We start from the raw sequence: 18,382 nt of genomic DNA on the forward strand, positions 1-18,382 counted from the left end.
TCCGCCACCCGTCAGCCCCTGCATACGGAGCGTTTCATCATGATGTTCAAGGCCGACCACGACGCCGTTTCCGATTCGAAGACTCACGCAGCGCCAATGCCGCCGCTCGGCGACAATCCCTCGTCCACCGCCGCCGGCACCACGCCGGGGTCGTTCGCGAGCAAGGGACGCGTGGGCACGCCTTGGACGTTCAGCAGCCCGGATACGCCCGGCATGCCGCAGCCATCCGAGAAGACGGCGTGGGACTTTCTGCCCAACGATTGGCGCGCGCGCAAGATGCCGGCCGACACGAAGCTGGATACCTACACGCCCGGCGCTTGTTTCGTCGGCGACCATCCGTCGGTCACCTTCCGCTGTGCCGATGGCACGATTCTCGAGGTCCGCTACCCGCGCAACTTTGAGCCGATCACGCAGCTGGAGAGCGCGCGCCTCGGCATCATCACCAGTCAGATGGAACGCGTCGCCCAGCGCGAGCCGCATTTGTCAGCAGCGCAGGTGCGCGACGAGGTGTCGGCCGGTCGCATGGTTATCCCCGCCAACATCAACCACCTCAAGGGCAAGCTCGACCCAATGTGCATCGGCCGGGCCAGCAAGACCAAGGTAAATGCGAACCTCGGCGCGTCGCCCGTGTCGTCGGACATCAGCGAGGAACTGGAAAAGGTCGACTGGGCGATCAAGTGGGGCGGCGACACGCTGATGGACCTCTCCACCGGCGGCGACCTGAACGCGACGCGCAGCGCGTTCTGTCAGCACTCGTCGGTGCCGGTCGGCACGGTGCCGATCTACAGCATGATCATCGGGCGGAAGATCGAAGAGCTGGATTGGCCGATGATCGAGGCGGAGCTGATCAACCAGGCCGAGCAGGGCGTCGATTACTTCACGATTCACGCCGGCGTGTTGCGCGAACATCTGCCGATGGTGCGCAAGCGCCTGATCGGCATCGTCAGCCGTGGCGGCAGCCTGCTGGCCAAGTGGATGATCCACCACGGCAAGCAGAACCCCATGTACACTTACTGGGAAGACATCTGCGACATCCTGCGCAAGTACGACGTCACCTTCAGCATCGGTGATGGCCTGCGCCCCGGTGGCCTCGCCGACGCCACCGACGCCGCCCAGCTGGCCGAGTTGCATACGCTCGGCGAGCTCACCGAGCGCGCCTGGCGCCGCGGCGTGCAGGTGATGGTCGAGGGGCCCGGCCACGTGCCGTTCGACCAGATCGAGTACAACATGAAGCTGCAGCGGACGCTCTGCCACGGCGCGCCGTTCTACGTCCTCGGGCCGCTCGTGACCGACATTTTTCCGGGTTACGACCACATCACCAGCTGCATCGGCGCCACGGCGGCCGGTTATCACGGGGCGGCGATGTTGTGCTACGTCACGCCGAAAGAGCACTTGGGCCTGCCGAAGAAGGACGACGTAAAGCAGGGCTGCATCGCCTATAAAATCGCCGCCCACGCTGCCGATGTCGCCTTGGGCATTCCCGCCAGCCGCGACCGCGATGACGAGCTGACCAAGGCCCGGGCGGCGCTCAACTGGGAAAAGCACTTCGAGCTCTCGTTCGACCCCGATACCGCCCGCGCCTATCACGACGAAGATCTGGACGTCGACACCGACTTCTGCGCCATGTGCGGCCACGACTGGTGCAGCGTACGCATCAGCAAGGAGATCAACGAGTTCTTCAGCGGCAAGGACGAGTCGATGCAGTGGGACAAGCCCAAGAAAACCGCTGCCCTCACGCCCGAACAGCAGGAGATCCTCGCCAAGCGCGGCGTGCTGTCGCCCGACGAGATCCACAAGCTCGCCAGCAAGACCAAGAAGGCCGTCGGCGCCGACAAGGACAAGGCCACCTGCCACAGCGACTACGTCGACCCCGACACGGCCAAGCAGAAGCAGGCCGAGAAACTGATCCCGCTCGGCGTCGGCATCAAGACGAGCGACAGCGTGATCTGAGGCGCATTTTCTGCAGCCGACGTTGCGCAAGATCCGATCTGAACTACTGGCCTGGCCGCTTAAGCGGCCAGGCCGGTTTTACAGAGGGAACGCAACATGAAGCTCGAACGCGCGTCGACCGCAGGCTCAAAAGTGCTGCTGATTCTCGGCTGGGTGATGACGGCCATCCCGATCCTGATGATGGGCGTCGGTGGCGTCTACACGTTATACGACTCGGCCGCGATGGATGAGGGGCTGCGCAAGCAGGGTTACGCGGCCCACCTGGGGCGGGTCATCCTCTACCTCGAGATCGCCTGCGTGATCGTCTACGCCTTCCCGCGTACAGCCATTCTGGGCGCGATCCTGCTTACCGGTTACCTCGGTGGGGCCGTGGCGACCCACGTACGCGCGGAGGATGGCATGTGGCCGGCACCGGTCGTCTTCGGCGTGATCGTCTGGCTTGGCGTGTTCTTACGCGATGCACGCCTGCGGGCGCTCATTCCCTGGCGGCGGTAGCTCAGCCGGACGGATGACGAATCAATCATGCGAATCCGATGATCGCACAGGTTTTGCTGATCGTCGTACAATGCGACGTCGAACTGCCAAACTCATCGTGCTCGCGCTGCTCCTATCACTGATGACGCCGTTGGGCAGCACGCGCGCTCAAGACGCGCCGGAGGGCGAAAAGGCGAACTTGGCGGTCGCGGTGACGGACCTGAAGAACACGCGCGGCATGCTGCGCTTGGGCGTGTTCGACCAAGCCAATGGCTTCCCCCGCGATCGCGGCGCGGCGTTGCTTTGGCAGAGCTTGCCTGCGGATGCGGAAAACCCAACGTTCCACATCGACCTGCCGCCCGGGCGCTACGCAGCGGTCGTGCTGCACGACGAGAACAGTAACGAGAAGCTCGACACGAACTTCATCGGCATCCCGACCGAGGGCCACGGCGTCACGAACAACCCCAAACCCCGCCGACGGCCGCCGCGCTATGACGAGGCCGTGTTCGAACTGAAGTCCGATGGCGCCACCATGTCGATCAGCGTTCAGTACAAATACCTGTGATCGGTGCGACGTCGGCGACGCCTATCATCCGGCCATGGCTTGGCCACTTCTGATCTGGAACGTGCATCTGGCCGCAACGTGGTTCATGGTGGGGCTGATCTGGTTCGTGCAGATCGTGCATTACCCGCAGTTCGATGGTGTGGGGCCAACGGAATGGTCGGCGTACCATCGCCGTCACCTGCGGGGCACGACGTTCGTTGTCCTTCCGGCGATGCTGATCGAGTTGGGGACTGCCATCGCGCTGCTCGTCATTCGGCCGAAATTCGTTCCCGTTGAAGTGGCTTGGATCGGTTTCGCCCTGCTGGGGGTCGTGTGGGTGTCGACGTTCCTGTTCCAGGTGCCGTGTCACGATAGGCTTGCCAAGGCGTACGACTCGACCTGCATTCAGCGGCTGAGCCGTGGCAACTGGGTGCGCACCAGCGGTTGGACCGTACGCGGCCTGCTCCTGATCGTAATTTCACTCTTCGCGGTCGCAGCACCGAGTTGATAAGTCGGTAATCCACATCAGGTCGTTACAGGTTATCTATTTTCACAAAGTGCTTTGTGACACGATGTGCAATTTTGTCGTACGCGCGTTTTTGTGGTGAAAACGCCATTGGGGGTGCGAAGTTCCTGATTGTCGGGTTGTTCGGTGGTTCTAAAATGAAACAAGTTAGGGTGGTTTAGGTAAGCGGGCGACGATGGCGTCGTCTTAACAGAAGAACTAATCGACCGATCGTGATTTCACGGTTTGTCGTGCATGGGTCCTGATCTTTGGGTGAGATCAGGACCTTTTTCTTTTTGAGCAGTAGCGATGTTTCCACCCGCATAGCCGCGGGCTTGCCCGCGCGTGTCCTAACACGGAACCCCGGGCAAGCCCGGGGCTATATTAGCGTAAGTGGGTTTGTGCGATCCCGGGTCCCCAAACATGCGACCGAATTCTTTTGTTGATGCGCCCAGTTGAGTTGCGCAACCGCGTGCCGATACTGCCGTTCTATGCCGACGCTGCTCGATCGCCTGCTGCTGCTTCAACCGACCGCCAAGCGTACCACGCTACGGCAGATGCTGGCTGCCGGACGGGTTCGAGTCGATGGCCAGCGGGCGCGATCGCTGAAGCAGGAACTGCCCGACAGTGCCAAAGTGACGATCGCCGACCACGCCCCGCGGGCGACGCCGTCACCCGGGCCGTTGACGATCGTGCATGAGGATGCGGACCTGCTGGTCATCAACAAACCACCCGGCCTGCTGACCAGCACCGGCCCGCGCGAGCAGCGCCCGACGGCGCTCAAGTTCGTGCAGGACTACTTCGCTGGCAACCGCGACGTGCGCGTGGGGCTAATCCATCGGCTGGATCGGGACGCGTCGGGGTTGCTCGTCTTCTCGAAATCGAACATGGCGTACGACTCGCTGAAGACGCAGTTCTTCAAGCACAGCGTCGACCGCGTCTACAGCGCCGTGGTGATGCGCGTGCCGTCCGAACGGCAGGACACGCTGAACAAGCCATTGGAAGAACGCACCGACGGCACCGTCTACGTCTGCCGAGGTAATCGCGGGCAGTTGGCGGTGACGCATTACGCGGTCGTCAGTCAGAACGCGCAGAACCAAGCCCTGCTGCGCGTGACGCTGGAGACGGGCCGGAAGCACCAGATCCGCGTGCACCTGTCGCACGCCGGCTGGCCCATCGTCGGTGATTCCGTCTACGGCGACGCCACCCCCGGCGTCGGCCTGATGCTGTGCGCCGTCGAACTGGCCGTCGACCACCCCCGCACCGGCCAGCGCGTCGCCTGGAGCCTGCCCATCCCCGCCTTCATGCGCAAGCTCTTCGCAGAACCAAAGCCCTGACGGCCCGCGGTCGCGACGCTTCTGTAGGACAGGCATTCCTGCCTGTCTCTCCCCCTGTCCGCCTCTCCCCCCGTATTCGCTTCGCCTCTCTTCTGTGGCATAGGCATTCTCACCTGTGTCTCTTCGATCTTCCTTTGCTGGTGGGACGGACATTCTTGTCTGTCTCTCCTCTGTCTTATGCCTTTGGTCCGGCGGACATCTTTGTCTGCCGCGTGGCGCTAGCCGCCATTAGGCAGAGGAAGAGACGCGAAGTCGCGAAGGCGCGAAGTAGGACGCGAAGAAATGCGGAGCGCGTTGCGCCGGTTCCACCTCAATCGCGCAGCGCGACCGTAGAGATAGATAGTGTGCTCTTTGACAACCGAATAGACCAAGCGAAGCGGCCCACCCGCACTCTTGTCATCACCCGATGGTGCACAATGGTGCATAATGGTGCACGAATTCGCGTGTTGCCTTACCCAAACCGCCGCGGCGAGACGGGGTCGCCTTAATCCCTTTGTCCTCCCTCGCGTCCGGCTTCGCGCCTTCGCGACTTCGCGTCTCTTTTGCATTGGGTACGCGCAACGCAGAAAGAGAGAGACAGATAAGAATATCCGTCCCACCAAAAGAGGAAGCGACACAGGCAAGAGTGCCTGTGCCACGGAAGAACGAATACGGGGGGAGAGACAGGCAGGAATGCCTGTCCTACGGAAGCATCGTCCTCAAAGTGCTTGTCATGATCCCAGGCATTCCATCAGCATCGCGCGGAACGCCCCGGGGTCGGCGACGCGGTAGGTGGCTCGGGTGTCGGCGATGCCGACCTTGACGGTCAGCAGGTTGTCGCGCTGAATCTGGAACATGCTTTCGTCGGTCAGGTCGTCGCCGGCGCAGAGCATGACGTCGTAGCCGTGGCCCATCTCGACCTGGGTTTCGGAGAGGATGCGCATGACCGCGTTGGCCTTGTTCACGCTGGCGGCGGCGACCTCGACGATCTTGCGGCCGTGGCGCACGTGGACGGGGAGGTTGGCGGTGAAGTTCGAAAGTTCTTCGGTCAGCGCTTTCGCCTTCCACTGGCCGAACTCGGGGTCGGCCCGGCGGTAGTGCCAGACGAGGCCGGTGCTCTTCACCTCCACCGTGGTGCCGGGCGTCGAGTCGCTGTAGTTGCGCAGCAGGGGCAGCACCTCGTCCTTCCAGCGGAAGTCGAGCGTGTCGGCGAGGTTCTCCCAGGTCTCGCTACCGGGCCGGCGGATGCTGGCGCCGTGCTCGGCGACGAGGCCGAACGGATAGTGACCAAGCCATCGCTGCAGGTCGGCGCTCACGCGCCCGCTGACGATCGTCGTGTCGACGTTTCGTTGCTTCACCAACCGGTCGAGCAGCGCGATCACCCCGGCGTTCGGACCCGCGGCGGCGGGGTCGCGCTCGATCTCGCGCAGCGTGCCGTCGTAGTCCAGGAACAGCGCCACCCGGCGGTTGGGATCGGCGATGGCGGCGCGTAGCAGGGTGGTCGCCTCGCCGATCGGGTGGGGCACCTCGGGCACGGGCGCGTGGGTGGCCAGATCGTTGATGAACTGCTTGGCCCACGTGCGGGCGTCGTGCTGCATCACGCGCTCGCGCATCGCCTCCATGCGCTCGCAGCGCTCCTCAAGCGGCATCTCCAGCGCATCGCGCAGCGCGTCGGCAACGGCTTGTTGGTCGTGCGGGTTGACGACCACGGCGCTGTGCAGCTCGACGGCGGCGCCGGCGAACTCCGACAGCACCAGCACGCCGCAGTAACTTCGCTCGCGGCAGTTGCGCTGGCAGGCGACGAACTCCTTGGCCACCAGGTTCATGCCGTCGATCAGCGGCGTCACCATGCAGACGTCGGCCAGTTCGTACATCGCGCACAGGTCGGCGAACGCGACCGAGCCGTGGATGAACAGCACTGGGCTGTTGTGCAGCGTGGCGTACTTGCCGTTCAACCGGCCGACGCGGCCCTCGACCTCGTCGCGCAGTTCCTGGTACTCGGCCACGCCCTCGCGCGATGGCACGCCGATGAAGATGAACCGCACGGTGTCGCGCTGCTCGGGCCGTTGCTGTTCCAGGAACAGGTCGATCGCGTCCAGCCGATGCAGGATGCCCTTCGTGTAGTCCATCCGCTCGACCGATAGCACGATCTTCATGCCGGCATGATTCTTCGCCAGCGCCGCGTGATGCTCGGCGTGCTCGGGCGAGTCCATCTGCTGGTTGAACTTGGCGGCGTTGATGCCGATCGGGTAGACGCCCAAATGCGTCGTGCGGCTCTCGTGGCGAATGGTGGAGATCTCGGCCTCGAGCCCGAGCAGGCGCAGCGCGCAGCTGCGGTAGTGGCGCATGTAGCCGTACGTGTGGAAGCCGATGAGGTCGGCCCCCAGCAGGCCGGCGACCAGTTCGTTCCGCTGCGGCAAGTAACGGAAGACCTCGTACGACGGGAAGGGCGTGTGCAGGAAGAACCCCACGCGCAGCGACGGTCGGGCCGCCTTGATCATCTGCGGCACCAGCATGAGCTGGTAGTCGTGCACCCAGACGGCGTCGCCCTCGCTGGCCTCGGCGAGCACGGCGTCGGCGAAGCGCTGGTTGACGTCCTGGTACGCCCGCCACCACGCTGCCTCGTGCCGGAAGCGCGTGGGCATGTAGTGAAGCAGGGGCCAGAGGCTGGAGTTGCTGTACCCCTCGTAGAACCCCTGCTGCTCCTCGGCCGACATGAACACGGGTGTGGCGGCGTACTTCTCCTGAAGGAACCGCGTCGCCTCCGGCTGCCGGTCGGCCGGCAGGTCGCGACCGGGCCAGCCGATCCATTTTACGTCGTATTGGTCGGTGTCCACCCCTTCCAGCGCCGCCACGAGGCCGCCTGAGGATTTCGTGCTTTGGGATAGATCGTCGTGCAGCGTGATGGGCAGGCGGTTGGCAACGATGAGCAGTTTCGAGCGTGAATCAGGTTTGGCAGCAGACATAGCTGACACCCTATGGAAGTCGCCGTGCGAGGCAAGGGACAATCATTAATTATGGCCAAAAACGCCAGAAAAATGGTCTAATTTTCTGAACTCGAGAGCGGAAATGGCAAGCGAAAGAGCCGTGGGTTCAAACCCACGGCTCGTACGCGTTTTTATGTCGGACGACTGCGCTACACTTCCATCACTTCGGCGCGCTTCTTTTCGATCAGGTCGTCGACCTTGCCTTCGTAGGTCTTGGTCAGTTCCTGGATCTCTTCCTTGAGCTTGCTGGCCTCGTCCTCGGTCATCAGGCTGCCCTTTTGTTCCGTGTCGGCCAGCTTGTTGGCGTCGCGGCGTGCGTTGCGGATGGAGACCTTGGCGGTCTCGGCGAAGCCCTTGCACTGGCCGACCATCTGCTGGCGGCGTTCCTGGCTCATGGGGGGCAAGCGCAGGCGGATCGACTTACCGTCGTTCTGGGCCGTCACGCCGAGCTTGCTCTCGTTGATCGCCTTCTCGATATACTTGATGCTGCCGGGGTCGAACGGCTTGATCAGCAATTGCGTCGCCTCGGGGATGGAGATCGACGCCATCGCGCGCAGCTCGGTGGGCGTGCCATAATATTCGGCCCGAATGTTCTCCACCAGCGCTGGCGTTGCGCGGCCGGTGCGGATGGCGCGCAACTCGTGCTTCAGGTGGTCCAGGCCCTTTTCCATACTCTCTTCAGCGTCCATCAGAATGTCGTCGGCGGGCATAAGGGCTCCAGGGTCAGGGTCGGCGTTGTCACGCGCCGCGTTCGGTTCAGGTCATTTTCATCGCGGCAGGGGCGGATCGTCAACGTGCGATCACGGCAACGCTCGATCACGGCGATGCTCGATCACTTGGGGATGATCGTCGTGCCGACCTTCTCGCCGCGCAGCACGCGGGCGATGTTGCCCGGAGTCTTCAGGTTGAAGACGACCAGCGGGATCGACCGCTCCATGGCCAACGTAATGGCGGTCAGGTCCATCACGCGCAGCTTGGCGTCCAGCACGTGCTCGTAGCTGATGTTGTCGAACAGCTTGGCGTCGGCGTGCTTCTTGGGGTCCTTGTCGTAGATGCCGTCGACCTTCGTGGCCTTCATCAGCACGTCGGCGTGAATTTCGGTCGCCCGCAGCGCGGCGCAGGTGTCGGTCGTGAAGAACGGGTTGCCCGTGCCCGCAGCCAGGATCACCACGCGGCCCTTTTCCAGGTGACGAATCGCCCGGCGGCGGATGAAGCTCTCGGCGATGCTGTAGACGCTGATCGCGCTCATCACGCGCGTCGGCTGGCCAAGCTTCTCCATCGTCTCCTGCAGCGCGACCGCGTTCAGCACGGTCGACAGCATGCCCATGTAGTCGGCCGTCGCGCGGGGGATGTGGCCGTCCTCTGCGAACGTTGCCCCACGGATGAAGTTGCCTCCACCCACCACGATCGCCAGCTCCACGCCCATCTGGGCGACCTCGATGCACTGGCGGGCAATGCCCTCCAGCTCGTTGGCCTCAATGCCGAACCCACCTTCGGGGCAGAACCCTTCACCGCTGATTTTCAGGAGGACGCGCTTGTACACCGGTTGGCTTTGCGACATGCGAGGGAAGGTACGGGAGCGGGGCGGGAACGTCAAAGCGGGGAAGTGGAAAGCGGGATGGAAGATGCCGGTTCGAAGATGGCGAGCAACGGTCGTGCGGGCCGTACGGACTTTGCTATTCCTCAGACTCTATCCTCTGCCCGCGTCTTCCCTTACTCTCCCGCACATGAGCGTGATCCTGATCGGCTACCGCGGGAGCGGGAAAACCTCGCTGGGACGTAAGCTGGCCGACCGGTTGTGGCAGCCGTTCGTCGACAGTGACGAACAGATCGTCGCCAAAGCGGGCAAGTCGATCCGGGAGATCTTCGAACAGGACGGTGAGCCGGCCTTCCGCGACCTGGAGTCGGCGGTCGTTCAGGATCTTGCGACCCGGCAGGAACACGTGATCGGCTTAGGTGGTGGGGCGGTGCTGCGGCCGGAGAACCGGGCGGCGCTGAAGGCCGGCGGTCATAAGATCGTCTACCTCCGCTGCGAACCAGCCGAGCTGCACAAGCGCATTAGCGCCGACGCTGCAACCGCTGCCAACCGTCCCAGCCTGACCGAACTGGGCGGTGGATTGGCCGAGATCGAGAAACTTTTGCAGCAGCGCGAGCCGATCTATCGGGAAGTGATGGACGTGGAACTCGACGTGACCGCGTTATCGGTCGACGAAGCGATGGCCCGGCTGGCGAAGATGATCTGATCGCGAACGTTGCCGCGGGTTTGTCTGACCGTGGCATGGGCGTCTCGCCCATGCGGTGGCCCGAAGCGGAAGATCGAGTTTTGGGCAAGGTACGAATGACGCCGTCTGCCATTGATAATGCTACCTGTCCTGCTCATAGGCATCGGCGAGACGCCCATGCCACGACCAAGGCGTCCCACGACAGCGATCGCCGCCTTTACTTCCAACTTCGTCCTTTGCACTTCCGTCATCTGAATGCCTGACGCCATCTACATCTTCTTCGTCTTCGCGTTCGGCGCCTGCGTTGGCAGCTTTCTGAACGTGGTGGTCTGGCGGCTGCCGCGGGGCGAGTCGCTGGTGACGCCGCCGTCGCATTGCCCCAAGTGCAACAACACGCTGAAGGCGTACGACAACATCCCGATCCTCGGTTGGCTGAAGCTTGGCGGGAAGTGCCGTTTCTGCGGACTGCCCATCTCGCCGCGCTATCCGATCGTGGAAGCGGTAACCGGCGGGCTGTTCGTGTTGTACTACGTGATGTTCTTCATGCTGCAGATCGGCCCCTGCCTGCCGAACGGTCAGCACGCGACACTGTCGATCGTCAGCGACTGGCCGATGTATGGCCTGTACATGTTCACGATCGCCTGCCTGCTGGCCGCCAGTCTGATCGATGCCGAGCTGTTCATCATCCCGCTGGAGATTCCGTGGCTGATGGCGGGCGTGGCAATCGTGGTCCACGCGATCATCGACCGCCCGCACCTGCCCGGCGCGCTGAACCTCGATCCCGTTCCCGCGGCCATGGCGCTGGGGGCGGGCATTGGGCTGTTGCTGTCGGTGCTGCTCTGGTGGCGGGGCGTCATCCCGACCAGCTTCCCGCAAGGCGAGCCGATGCTTGAGATCGACCACGAGCTGTACGCGAAGGAAGTCGAAGAGGCCAAGGCCAAGGGGCAGACGGTCCAGCCACTGCCACCCGAGTATTCACCGGGGCAGATTCGGGCCGAGATGCTGAAGGAACTGATGTTCCTGGCTCCACCCACGGTGCTCGCTGCCGTTTGCGCTTTGGCCGTTGTTGCCGTCCCGAGCATTGCCGAGGCTTGGGCGACCGCCACGAGCGCGCACTGGTTCACCGGCTTCCTCGGCGCGGTGTGGGGCGGGTGCATCGGCGCGTTCATCGTCTGGTTCTTCCGCATCGCAGGCACGCTGGGATTTGGCCGCGTGGCGATGGGGCTGGGCGACGTGCACCTCATGTTTGGCGTGGGGGCGGTGATTGGCGCGATGTCGTCGGTGGCGGCGTTCTTTCTCGCGCCGTTCTTCGCCATCCTGCTGCACGTGTGGCTCCTGTTGATCCGTGGCAAGCGCGAGCTGCCCTACGGGCCGTACCTGAGCCTGGCGACGGCGTTCGTCATGATCTTCTCGTGCGCGATCACCAACTATCTCACGCCCGGGCTGGCGGGGCTTGGGCTTGTCGTGCGGCAACTGATAGGATGGTAGGAAGACATGAACACGACGTGGCAGAGCATCAAACTGTGGACGAAGCTGATCCTCATGGCCAGCGCGTTGCTGTACATGTTTATCTTCGTCTACAACAACAGCAATAAGCCGGTGAAGATCTGGTGGTGGTTCAATCGCGAGCCTGACACGTCGGTGCTCGTGCTGACCCTTGGCACGTTCCTGACCGGCGTGATCACCGCGATCCTGGTCCGCACCATTTGGAAGACCTGGCGGCAGATCCGCAAGTCCACTGACCGCTCGCGCACCAACAAGCTCGAGCGCGAGATGGCGGATATGAAAGCGAAGGCCGCCCGCCTGCAGGTGTCCCGGCCGGACGTCGACCCCGACAACAACACGATCGCGTGAGCGACGAAGCCCCGGCTGCAGCATTCCGGCCCGCCAACTGGTAAACTGCAGCGAACGCATCGACAGACGACGACGAAACCTAAAGGAGTAGACCCGCATGTCCGCAAGCAAACTGATCGTGACGACGCTGAGCAGCCTGATGTTGGTCGGCTGTGCCAACAAGGAAATGGACGCCCTGACCAAGCAGAACCGCGAACTGCAGTCGAACTACGACCGCCTGCGCAGCGAGAACGCCGACCTTCAGTCGCGCCTGGCGGCCGCTCCGGACGCGTCGCAACTGTCGAGCCTGCAGGGTGAGGTCGCCAGCCGCGATGCGAAGATCAAGGAACTGGAAGATCAGCTGCGCAAGCCCACCCCCGGCGCCGGTGATCAGCCGGGCATCGAGGGCATTGAAACGACCTACGACGCCGCCGCCGGCACGATGACGGTTAACCTGCCGGGCGACGTGCTGTTCGCCAGTGGTCAGGACACGCTCAAGCCGTCCGCCCGCGCCACGCTCGACAAGATCGCGTCGGCGATCAAGAACGACTACGCCGGTAAGCGCGTGCGCGTGGAAGGGCATACCGACACCGACCCGATCAGCAAGACCAAGGACAAGTACGTCGACAACCTCGATTTGTCCCTGAACCGCGCCGCCGCCGTCACGCGGTATCTGGAGACGCGCGGCCTGTCGCCCAAGCAGATCACCACCAGCGGCTACGGCCCCTCGCGCCCTCGCGGCGACAAGGCGGCGAGCCGTCGCGTGGAGATCGTGGTCGTGACGCGGTGAGGATGAGCGGCCTCGTCAATTGCAGGGCCGCAAGTTGAGGTGACGCCTGCCACCCCGGTTGTCATCCCGATGGGAGGCTAGCCGACCTGAGGGATCTCCCACGACGAGCAATTTTCGCAGTGGGAGATCCCTCAGTCGCCCTTAGGCTCCGATCGGGATGACACCGTCTTACGTCCGACTGATAGTGTGCGACCGTGTGCGGAATACAAGTAATCGAATCTTGACCACAATCTGATGTCCATCGCGATCATCGACTATGACATGGCCAACCTCCGCTCGGTGCAGAAGGCATTCGAGGCGGTGGGGCACCCTGCGCAAATCGTGACTCAGCCCGAGCAGATCGACGCCGCCGACAAGGTCGTGCTGCCGGGCGTGGGGGCGTTTAAGGACGCCGTCGCGACACTGCACGCCCGCGGGCTGGTGCCGGCGATCCTGCGGCACATCGAGCGGGGCAAGCCGTTCCTGGGCATCTGCCTGGGGCTGCAAATGCTCTTCGAAACGGGCTACGAGGATGGTGAACACGCCGGCCTTGGCGTGTTCGGCGGGTCGTGCGTGCGGTTTGACGTCGATCAGACGCAGTCGCTGAAGGTGCCGCACATGGGATGGAACCAGCTGGTCAGCCGAAAGCCGTCGGCCCTCATGCGCGGTCTGCCCGACGGCACCAACGTCTACTTCGTCCACGGCTACCACGCCAAGCCCACGGATGCCGACCTCATCGCGACGGAAACCGACTACGGTGGCGCGTTCGTCAGCAGCATTGCCAAAGACAACGTGATGGCCACGCAGTTCCATCCGGAGAAGAGCCAGAAGGTGGGATTGACGATGCTGGGGAACTTCGCAGAGTTGTAGTTGAACGGGTGGGGCGGGACGGCTGGGTCGCTAAAGCGACCAGCCCAGTGGGGAGTCTTGCTCCTCTCCCGGTACTCCGGGAGAGGCTGGGTGAGGGTGATTTCGAACTCCTGGAAATGCTGAAGTGATGGATCGACTCAACGGCTTCGTTCGTCACTCCGAACTTCGCCACCCACAGCCTTCCCCGACCGCATCACGTTCCACGCCAGGAACCCCATCGCCAGCACGACCGTTCCCAGCAGCACGTAAATGCTCGCGTTGAATCCCCCGGCCAACCCGCCCGAGCCATCGGCGGGGGGTGGCAGGACTTCAACGGCCTTGCCGCAGGTGGGGCAGGCGTAGGCGAGGGTGGACAGCGACAGGGCGGTCAGGAACACGATTGAGTTGCGAAACATGGTGGTCACTCCTACGCCGTCGGCGTGTTCAGGAACTTCAGCATGAAATAGACCGCCACGCCGGTCACGCTGACGTACAGCCAGATGGGCAGCGTGAACTTCGAGGTCCGCCGATGCAATTGTAGCCGCCCCGCGAGTGAACTGTAAAAGCTGAGCAGAATCAGCGGAACCGAGATTCCCGACAGCACGATGTGACTGATCAGCACGAAGAAGTAGATCGGCCGGACCCACCCCTGTGTGAGGAAGCGTGTCTCACCATGAAATGCGTGGTAGACGACATAGCAGACGAAGAACAACGCCGAACTCGCCAGCGCCCCGAGCATCATCGCGGTGTGCCGTTGATATTGCCGTTTGCGGATCGCGACGTAGCCCAACACGATGAACGTGGCGCTGATCGAGTTGAAGATCGCGTTCACCCCAGCCAGCGACGCCACGAAATCCGGCACCGCACCCCCCGCGCGGCGGTAGTAGATCAGCCACACCAGGAACCCAAACACCGCCGCGCTCAGGACGACGATCGCGACGATCGCCTTCCCAAGCCCAACCGACTTAAACGCCGTGATCTCCAGCGGCGAACCTGACAGGGGAGCGTTGGACATAATCTGTTCGTTTCTTCAGCCTGCAATCGACCCGAACCGCAAATTTACCGCAATCGTCGGGCGGCTCACAGTCGCAGGGTGGCCATTCCGGTCCGTTTCACGATTTTCAACGACCATGACAGCCACCGAGCTATGACCGAGCTATGAAAGAACGATTCGAGTCCCCGCATGGACAATCCACCGGCCGTGACGTAAATTCTGCGGAAGAATGTATCGCGACGTGCCCGTAGCTCAATTGGATAGAGCGTTGGCCTCCGAAGCCGAAGGTTACAGGTTCGACCCCTGTCGGGCACATTTGAATTGACAAGGACTTATGAGCGGCCGGACCTCGCCGCGAAACGCCGTTCGACCGCTTGTATCCGCTTTGTATCCGCAACACCGCCTATAATGGTGGGATGCAGGATCTGCGAGACCCACTACCGCGCAAGTACGACGTCGACCCAGAGGCACTCGCGCAATTCATCGCCGATGCCGGCGAGCGTCGCACGAAACCTATAAAGTTATCCTTTCGGGGCCGCCAAGGATTCTCGAAAGACGTCGGTCGTTATCGCAAACCGGACGACAACAAGGTCGTTGGAAAGCGCTTCTGGCTCGGCCACGATCAGGCGCGCTCCACCTGGCTTGCGTCGATCATTTCGGAGTACCATCAGCAATTCGTTCAAGGCGATGGGGATGGCCTGTGGACCTCCGCTCACCTCAAGGCGATCGAGTTCATCGTTGATGCCCGTGATCACATCACGAGACGCAAGGCCGAGCGCCTCCGTGGCGAACTAGCTGGATTCAACCAACGCCCGCCCGTTGCCGACATACAGCCGTTGACGTTCTCGTTGTCCCCTGCAGTCGTCATTCCGATGCGGCCGGCGGCGCCTGCAAAGAGCACGCAGGGCGACAGTCTGTACGGCGCCATCGACGCATACCTCGCCACTTTGAACGGGAAGCGCGTGTCAGACGCCCATAAATGGCGCGCCAAGCAGGTGCTCGACCGGACCTTGAAGGGGATCCGTTCCGACTGCCCTCTTGCCGAGATCAATTACCTGTGGCTCGATCGGCTCGCTGATCACTTCAAGGCCCGGCCCAAGACGCGGCGGGGCGGTCCCATGCGGCCGGAGACCGTCGTGACCACGTTGAGGTACATTCGCACGTTCTTCGCTTGGTGTGACGATGTCGCCTTCGGCGGGTGGGAGGGGCCGCGCAAACTCGTTCGGCCGTTCCGCGTACGTGCGAACGACCTCATGTCGCCTGTGGAACTACGCGCGGCGGCCACGATCGAGCAGTTTGATGTTGGGATATTGGCGAAGCTTTATCAGAGCGGCAGTGAGTTCCAGCAGATGCTGATCCTCGCCGGCCTCTTTATCGGCGCAACCCAGAAGGAACTGGCGGTCCTGGAGAAGCAGGAGTTTGATCTCGCGAACGGGATCCTCGCCCACTACCGCAACAAGACCCAGGTCCTCGGTACGTTCTGGCTGCCCCCAGAGTTGGTGACGCGCCTTCGCGCAGAGTTCGCTAAGCATCCGAACGCGCCGCTCGCGATGTACACCGAAGACGGTAACCCGCTCGTATGGTTCAAGAATGAACGAATCGCCTGCGACTCGGTGCGCTTGATGTGGGACCGGTTACGGATAAAGGCTGGGACGCCGAACGCGCCGAGCTTCAAGTTTCTGCGAAAGTTCGCGGGCGATTTTGCGATGCGCTACGGCGGGCAGGAAATGGGGCAGGTGGCATTATCTCACGCGCGTCAGACCGTGCTCGCCAAGAACTATTCGTCGGCGCGCGACTTCGATGCGTTCATGGCGGTTCAACAACAGATGTACGCGGAACTGAAGGCTTCCGGAATGTTCGATTCGGTCGTCAGGCGCAAATACACGCGGCACCCTCGTGCGGATCGGGACGCCTGCAGTAACCGGTTGCGTTCACGAGATGCCCGGATCGGCGAACGCCCGGAACGCGAGCCAAGGAGCCGCAAGCAGGCGTGACGCACGGTCGGCTACTGCTTTGTTCGCCTACGGCTCGGAAACCGGCGCGACCTCGTAATGTTTCGACGCTAGGGAACAGTCGCGCCTGCGGCTAGTGGGGGCGCATTGACCGACGTACAGACTGCTTCAATGACGCCCTTTGACGAGGTCACCGATCGTCACCAGCGGATCGGCTGAGCACGCGCGGCACCACGCAATCAACTCCGTGATGTCGACCCGCCGGTTTGCAGTTTCGCAGTTGTACACCCAGCTTTGCGGTCGCCTCATCTTCGCCCCCAAGTCGCGTTGAGAGAGGCCCGCGTCCTCACGCAGCCGACGCAGCAACGGCGGCACCGCGCGGTAGGCTGGCGAATGCTGAGCTTTAGCCATTGCGGCCAAATGATGGAGCGAAACCGCCTCCGACACGGAAAGCGTGTCACCCCCTCTCCGTCCGATAACGGCCGGACAGCCCAAACTCGCGGGTACGAAAATGGCCCATGTATCCTTTCCAACGGTAAACACCTGTAACCCGACTCTTCTCGTTCGCAAGACGTTGCATTCCCTCCCCTATTGTTCTGCCACATCGCACAGAGACCCTCGTGGTTGCGTTTTCTCTAATTGAACCCTAGATGGTCCGGACGTTCCTTCCTCCGCGGTGACGAAGGCTTCGACTACCTCGCAGCCTTCGTCACCGCGGAGGATGAAATGTCCGTAATCGAAGAGCGGCACGGGTTCGTATCGGGGACAGCATATGGTCCCTTGGCGTACGTAGCTTGAGAATTTGGTGCCGGCGCGCATCCACCCCCTTCCCTACGGATTGTCCAGCTCAATATCGGCGACATCACGCGCCTGGGTTCTTGGACCTGCGGTTACGAATCGCTTTCAATCGGCGTGCCCGCCGGGCCGTATGTACCGCCCGTTCGCGGGCGGCAGTAAGCCCTCTCAGCCGATCGGCGTCGTCGTGAAACGTCCACCGTGATGCCGGACTGCCTGGATCGGTCGCGCCACACACGTCATAAAGTTTTCGATTTTCAGGTCGGGCCACTTTTGGCAGTGTGTACGGCGCGTCACCATCCTGTGCGGACCGATGCGTGCGTTACGCAAATGGAGCCTACTTATGCCGCGCGACGGACGTATGTCTGAGATCCGCGACGTGTTGGCCGGATTTGCATCAAGCGTAGACGGCTTCCGCGCTATGCGTGTCTAGGCTACAGGAGTTGTCCGCCGTAGACCTTGAGGCGGATCTACCAGAAAGAGCCGTAGTCCCAGTCGCGGATCTGACGACCTTGAGCCTCCGGTGTGTGCGATACCTTGCGCTTGGGCTCAGCCGACGCGAGCGACGTCCATGTTCAGTAGTTGTCCGAGCTTCTCGATGCGGCCAGCGACGTGGCCGACGCCGACGGCGCAGTGGTGGGCGGGGCCGTGGGCGTTCCAGGCCTCCACGAACCGCCGGGCGCCGCAGGCGAAGCGGTAGCGGCTGTTGGTGTTGCCGATCTGCAGGATCGGCCCGGCCACGCTCTCGCCCTCGGCCACCAGCAGCTTCAGCCGCCCGCCACCCCCGTGGTCCTCGACCACGCTCAGCAGGGTCACCGGCCCGTGCCGCACGCTCATCTCGACGCTGAGCCCGCGCCCGACCTTGCCGTGGTAGACGCCCAGCGGCCGCACCTTGGTCCGCCCCTGGGCGATGGCGATGTGCCCGGGGCCGTCGTGGCCCATCAGCACCACGTCGTCGGCGTAGTCCATCGCGTAGTACTCGGTGAAGCTGCCGCCGACGCCGAACGTGTCCAGGACCTTCATCGCCTGCGCGTTCTTCACCTCCAGCTCGCCGGCGACGGGGACGCCGCGGGCCGTCAGCAGGCTGTTGCCCAGGATGATCGAGCTGATCGCGTCCTCGTTGGCCGGGTTGCCGCTGCCCATGTAGTAGTAGGCCAGGCTGCCCAAGTCGTGGGCCGCCACCAGCTGGTCC

At 62.9% G+C, this 18,382-nt stretch carries 17 protein-coding genes and 1 tRNA gene; 12 read left to right on the forward strand and 6 right to left on the reverse strand.

Translation table 11 applies throughout. The features are described from left to right. The first annotated feature begins 39 nt into the window (after positions 1–39). The 5 genes from thiC (at position 40) to VGN72_14410 (ending at position 4,810) form a co-directional block, all read left to right on the forward strand. Positions 40–1,950, forward strand: a complete 1,911-nt coding sequence (thiC, locus tag VGN72_14390) for a phosphomethylpyrimidine synthase (protein HEV7300551.1) — start codon at positions 40–42, stop codon at positions 1,948–1,950. A gap of 96 nt (positions 1,951–2,046) precedes the next feature. Next, positions 2,047–2,445 (forward strand): DoxX family protein, encoded by a 399-nt coding sequence (locus VGN72_14395; GenBank protein ID HEV7300552.1) that lies wholly within the window; start codon positions 2,047–2,049, stop codon positions 2,443–2,445. Positions 2,446–2,515: 70 nt separating this feature from the next. Continuing rightward, on the forward strand, positions 2,516–2,989 hold the full coding sequence (locus VGN72_14400) for a DUF2141 domain-containing protein (GenBank protein ID HEV7300553.1): 474 nt from the start codon (positions 2,516–2,518) through the stop codon (positions 2,987–2,989). Positions 2,990–3,023: 34 nt separating this feature from the next. Continuing rightward, complete coding sequence (locus VGN72_14405; GenBank protein ID HEV7300554.1) at positions 3,024–3,476, forward strand: hypothetical protein; 453 nt, start codon at positions 3,024–3,026, stop codon at positions 3,474–3,476. A gap of 488 nt (positions 3,477–3,964) precedes the next feature. Then, entirely contained in the window at positions 3,965–4,810 is an 846-nt protein-coding gene (locus VGN72_14410) for an RluA family pseudouridine synthase (GenBank protein HEV7300555.1), read from the forward strand. A 710-nt stretch (positions 4,811–5,520) separates the two neighbouring features. Here the strand turns inward: VGN72_14410 and VGN72_14415 are convergent. The 3 genes from VGN72_14415 to pyrH all read right to left on the reverse strand — a co-directional run bounded on the left by VGN72_14415 (position 5,521) and on the right by pyrH (position 9,337). Next, on the reverse strand, positions 5,521–7,755 hold the full coding sequence (locus VGN72_14415; protein ID HEV7300556.1) for a bifunctional alpha,alpha-trehalose-phosphate synthase (UDP-forming)/trehalose-phosphatase: 2,235 nt from the start codon (positions 7,753–7,755) through the stop codon (positions 5,521–5,523). Positions 7,756–7,925: 170 nt separating this feature from the next. Further along, complete coding sequence (frr, locus tag VGN72_14420; GenBank protein HEV7300557.1) at positions 7,926–8,486, reverse strand: ribosome recycling factor; 561 nt, start codon at positions 8,484–8,486, stop codon at positions 7,926–7,928. A gap of 122 nt (positions 8,487–8,608) precedes the next feature. Then, positions 8,609–9,337, reverse strand: coding sequence for a UMP kinase (gene pyrH, locus VGN72_14425; protein ID HEV7300558.1), 729 nt, complete (start codon positions 9,335–9,337; stop codon positions 8,609–8,611). Between the two features lie 166 nt (positions 9,338–9,503). Between pyrH and VGN72_14430 the strand changes: the two genes are divergently transcribed. The 5 genes from VGN72_14430 (at position 9,504) to hisH (ending at position 13,470) form a co-directional block, all read left to right on the forward strand. Next, on the forward strand, positions 9,504–10,019 hold the full coding sequence (locus VGN72_14430) for a shikimate kinase (protein HEV7300559.1): 516 nt from the start codon (positions 9,504–9,506) through the stop codon (positions 10,017–10,019). Positions 10,020–10,253: 234 nt separating this feature from the next. Next, entirely contained in the window at positions 10,254–11,486 is a 1,233-nt protein-coding gene (locus VGN72_14435) for a prepilin peptidase (protein HEV7300560.1), read from the forward strand. A gap of 6 nt (positions 11,487–11,492) precedes the next feature. Next, positions 11,493–11,852: a hypothetical protein gene (locus tag VGN72_14440; protein HEV7300561.1), complete on the forward strand. Its 360-nt coding sequence runs from the start codon at positions 11,493–11,495 to the stop codon at positions 11,850–11,852. A gap of 97 nt (positions 11,853–11,949) precedes the next feature. After that, positions 11,950–12,621 carry an OmpA family protein gene (locus tag VGN72_14445; protein ID HEV7300562.1) on the forward strand — a complete coding sequence of 224 codons (672 nt, stop codon included), beginning with the start codon at positions 11,950–11,952 and terminating at the stop codon, positions 12,619–12,621. Positions 12,622–12,855: 234 nt separating this feature from the next. After that, positions 12,856–13,470, forward strand: a complete 615-nt coding sequence (hisH, locus tag VGN72_14450; GenBank protein HEV7300563.1) for an imidazole glycerol phosphate synthase subunit HisH — start codon at positions 12,856–12,858, stop codon at positions 13,468–13,470. A gap of 137 nt (positions 13,471–13,607) precedes the next feature. Here the strand turns inward: hisH and VGN72_14455 are convergent, their stop codons facing one another. After that, positions 13,608–13,865, reverse strand: a complete 258-nt coding sequence (locus tag VGN72_14455) for a hypothetical protein (GenBank protein ID HEV7300564.1) — start codon at positions 13,863–13,865, stop codon at positions 13,608–13,610. An 11-nt stretch (positions 13,866–13,876) separates the two neighbouring features. Next, the gene (locus VGN72_14460; GenBank protein ID HEV7300565.1) at positions 13,877–14,464 is read right to left on the reverse strand and encodes a DUF420 domain-containing protein; all 588 of its coding nucleotides are present in this window, start codon (positions 14,462–14,464) and stop codon (positions 13,877–13,879) included. Between the two features lie 220 nt (positions 14,465–14,684). Here VGN72_14460 and VGN72_14465 point away from each other — a divergent pair. Continuing rightward, a tRNA-Arg gene (locus VGN72_14465) sits at positions 14,685–14,758 on the forward strand. A 101-nt stretch (positions 14,759–14,859) separates the two neighbouring features. After that, positions 14,860–16,437: a hypothetical protein gene (locus VGN72_14470; GenBank protein ID HEV7300566.1), complete on the forward strand. Its 1,578-nt coding sequence runs from the start codon at positions 14,860–14,862 to the stop codon at positions 16,435–16,437. Positions 16,438–17,739: 1,302 nt separating this feature from the next. On the opposite strand, the gene VGN72_14475 is transcribed toward VGN72_14470, so the two are convergent. Continuing rightward, on the reverse strand, positions 17,740–18,382 hold a 643-nt coding region (locus VGN72_14475), incomplete at its 5' end, for a hypothetical protein (GenBank protein HEV7300567.1).

This window comes from Tepidisphaeraceae bacterium (assembly GCA_035998445.1).
Lineage (GTDB): Bacteria > Planctomycetota > Phycisphaerae > Tepidisphaerales > Tepidisphaeraceae > DASYHQ01.

What these genes read in the sequence shown, in the direction of transcription:
- VGN72_14440 (HEV7300561.1), top strand. Translation starts at nt 11,493, where the DNA reads ATGAACACGACGTGGCAGAGCATCAAACTGTGGACGAAGCTGATCCTC.
- VGN72_14470 (HEV7300566.1), top strand. Translation starts at nt 14,860, where the DNA reads ATGCAGGATCTGCGAGACCCACTACCGCGCAAGTACGACGTCGACCCA.
- VGN72_14400 (HEV7300553.1), top strand. Translation starts at nt 2,516, where the DNA reads ATGCGACGTCGAACTGCCAAACTCATCGTGCTCGCGCTGCTCCTATCA.
- VGN72_14445 (HEV7300562.1), top strand. Translation starts at nt 11,950, where the DNA reads ATGTCCGCAAGCAAACTGATCGTGACGACGCTGAGCAGCCTGATGTTG.
- VGN72_14405 (HEV7300554.1), top strand. Translation starts at nt 3,024, where the DNA reads ATGGCTTGGCCACTTCTGATCTGGAACGTGCATCTGGCCGCAACGTGG.
- VGN72_14410 (HEV7300555.1), top strand. Translation starts at nt 3,965, where the DNA reads ATGCCGACGCTGCTCGATCGCCTGCTGCTGCTTCAACCGACCGCCAAG.
- VGN72_14415 (HEV7300556.1), bottom strand. Translation starts at nt 7,755, where the DNA reads ATGTCTGCTGCCAAACCTGATTCACGCTCGAAACTGCTCATCGTTGCC.
- frr (HEV7300557.1), bottom strand. Translation starts at nt 8,486, where the DNA reads ATGCCCGCCGACGACATTCTGATGGACGCTGAAGAGAGTATGGAAAAG.
- VGN72_14460 (HEV7300565.1), bottom strand. Translation starts at nt 14,464, where the DNA reads ATGTCCAACGCTCCCCTGTCAGGTTCGCCGCTGGAGATCACGGCGTTT.
- hisH (HEV7300563.1), top strand. Translation starts at nt 12,856, where the DNA reads ATGTCCATCGCGATCATCGACTATGACATGGCCAACCTCCGCTCGGTG.
- VGN72_14435 (HEV7300560.1), top strand. Translation starts at nt 10,254, where the DNA reads ATGCCTGACGCCATCTACATCTTCTTCGTCTTCGCGTTCGGCGCCTGC.
- pyrH (HEV7300558.1), bottom strand. Translation starts at nt 9,337, where the DNA reads ATGTCGCAAAGCCAACCGGTGTACAAGCGCGTCCTCCTGAAAATCAGC.
- VGN72_14455 (HEV7300564.1), bottom strand. Translation starts at nt 13,865, where the DNA reads ATGTTTCGCAACTCAATCGTGTTCCTGACCGCCCTGTCGCTGTCCACC.
- VGN72_14395 (HEV7300552.1), top strand. Translation starts at nt 2,047, where the DNA reads ATGAAGCTCGAACGCGCGTCGACCGCAGGCTCAAAAGTGCTGCTGATT.
- thiC (HEV7300551.1), top strand. Translation starts at nt 40, where the DNA reads ATGATGTTCAAGGCCGACCACGACGCCGTTTCCGATTCGAAGACTCAC.
- VGN72_14430 (HEV7300559.1), top strand. Translation starts at nt 9,504, where the DNA reads ATGAGCGTGATCCTGATCGGCTACCGCGGGAGCGGGAAAACCTCGCTG.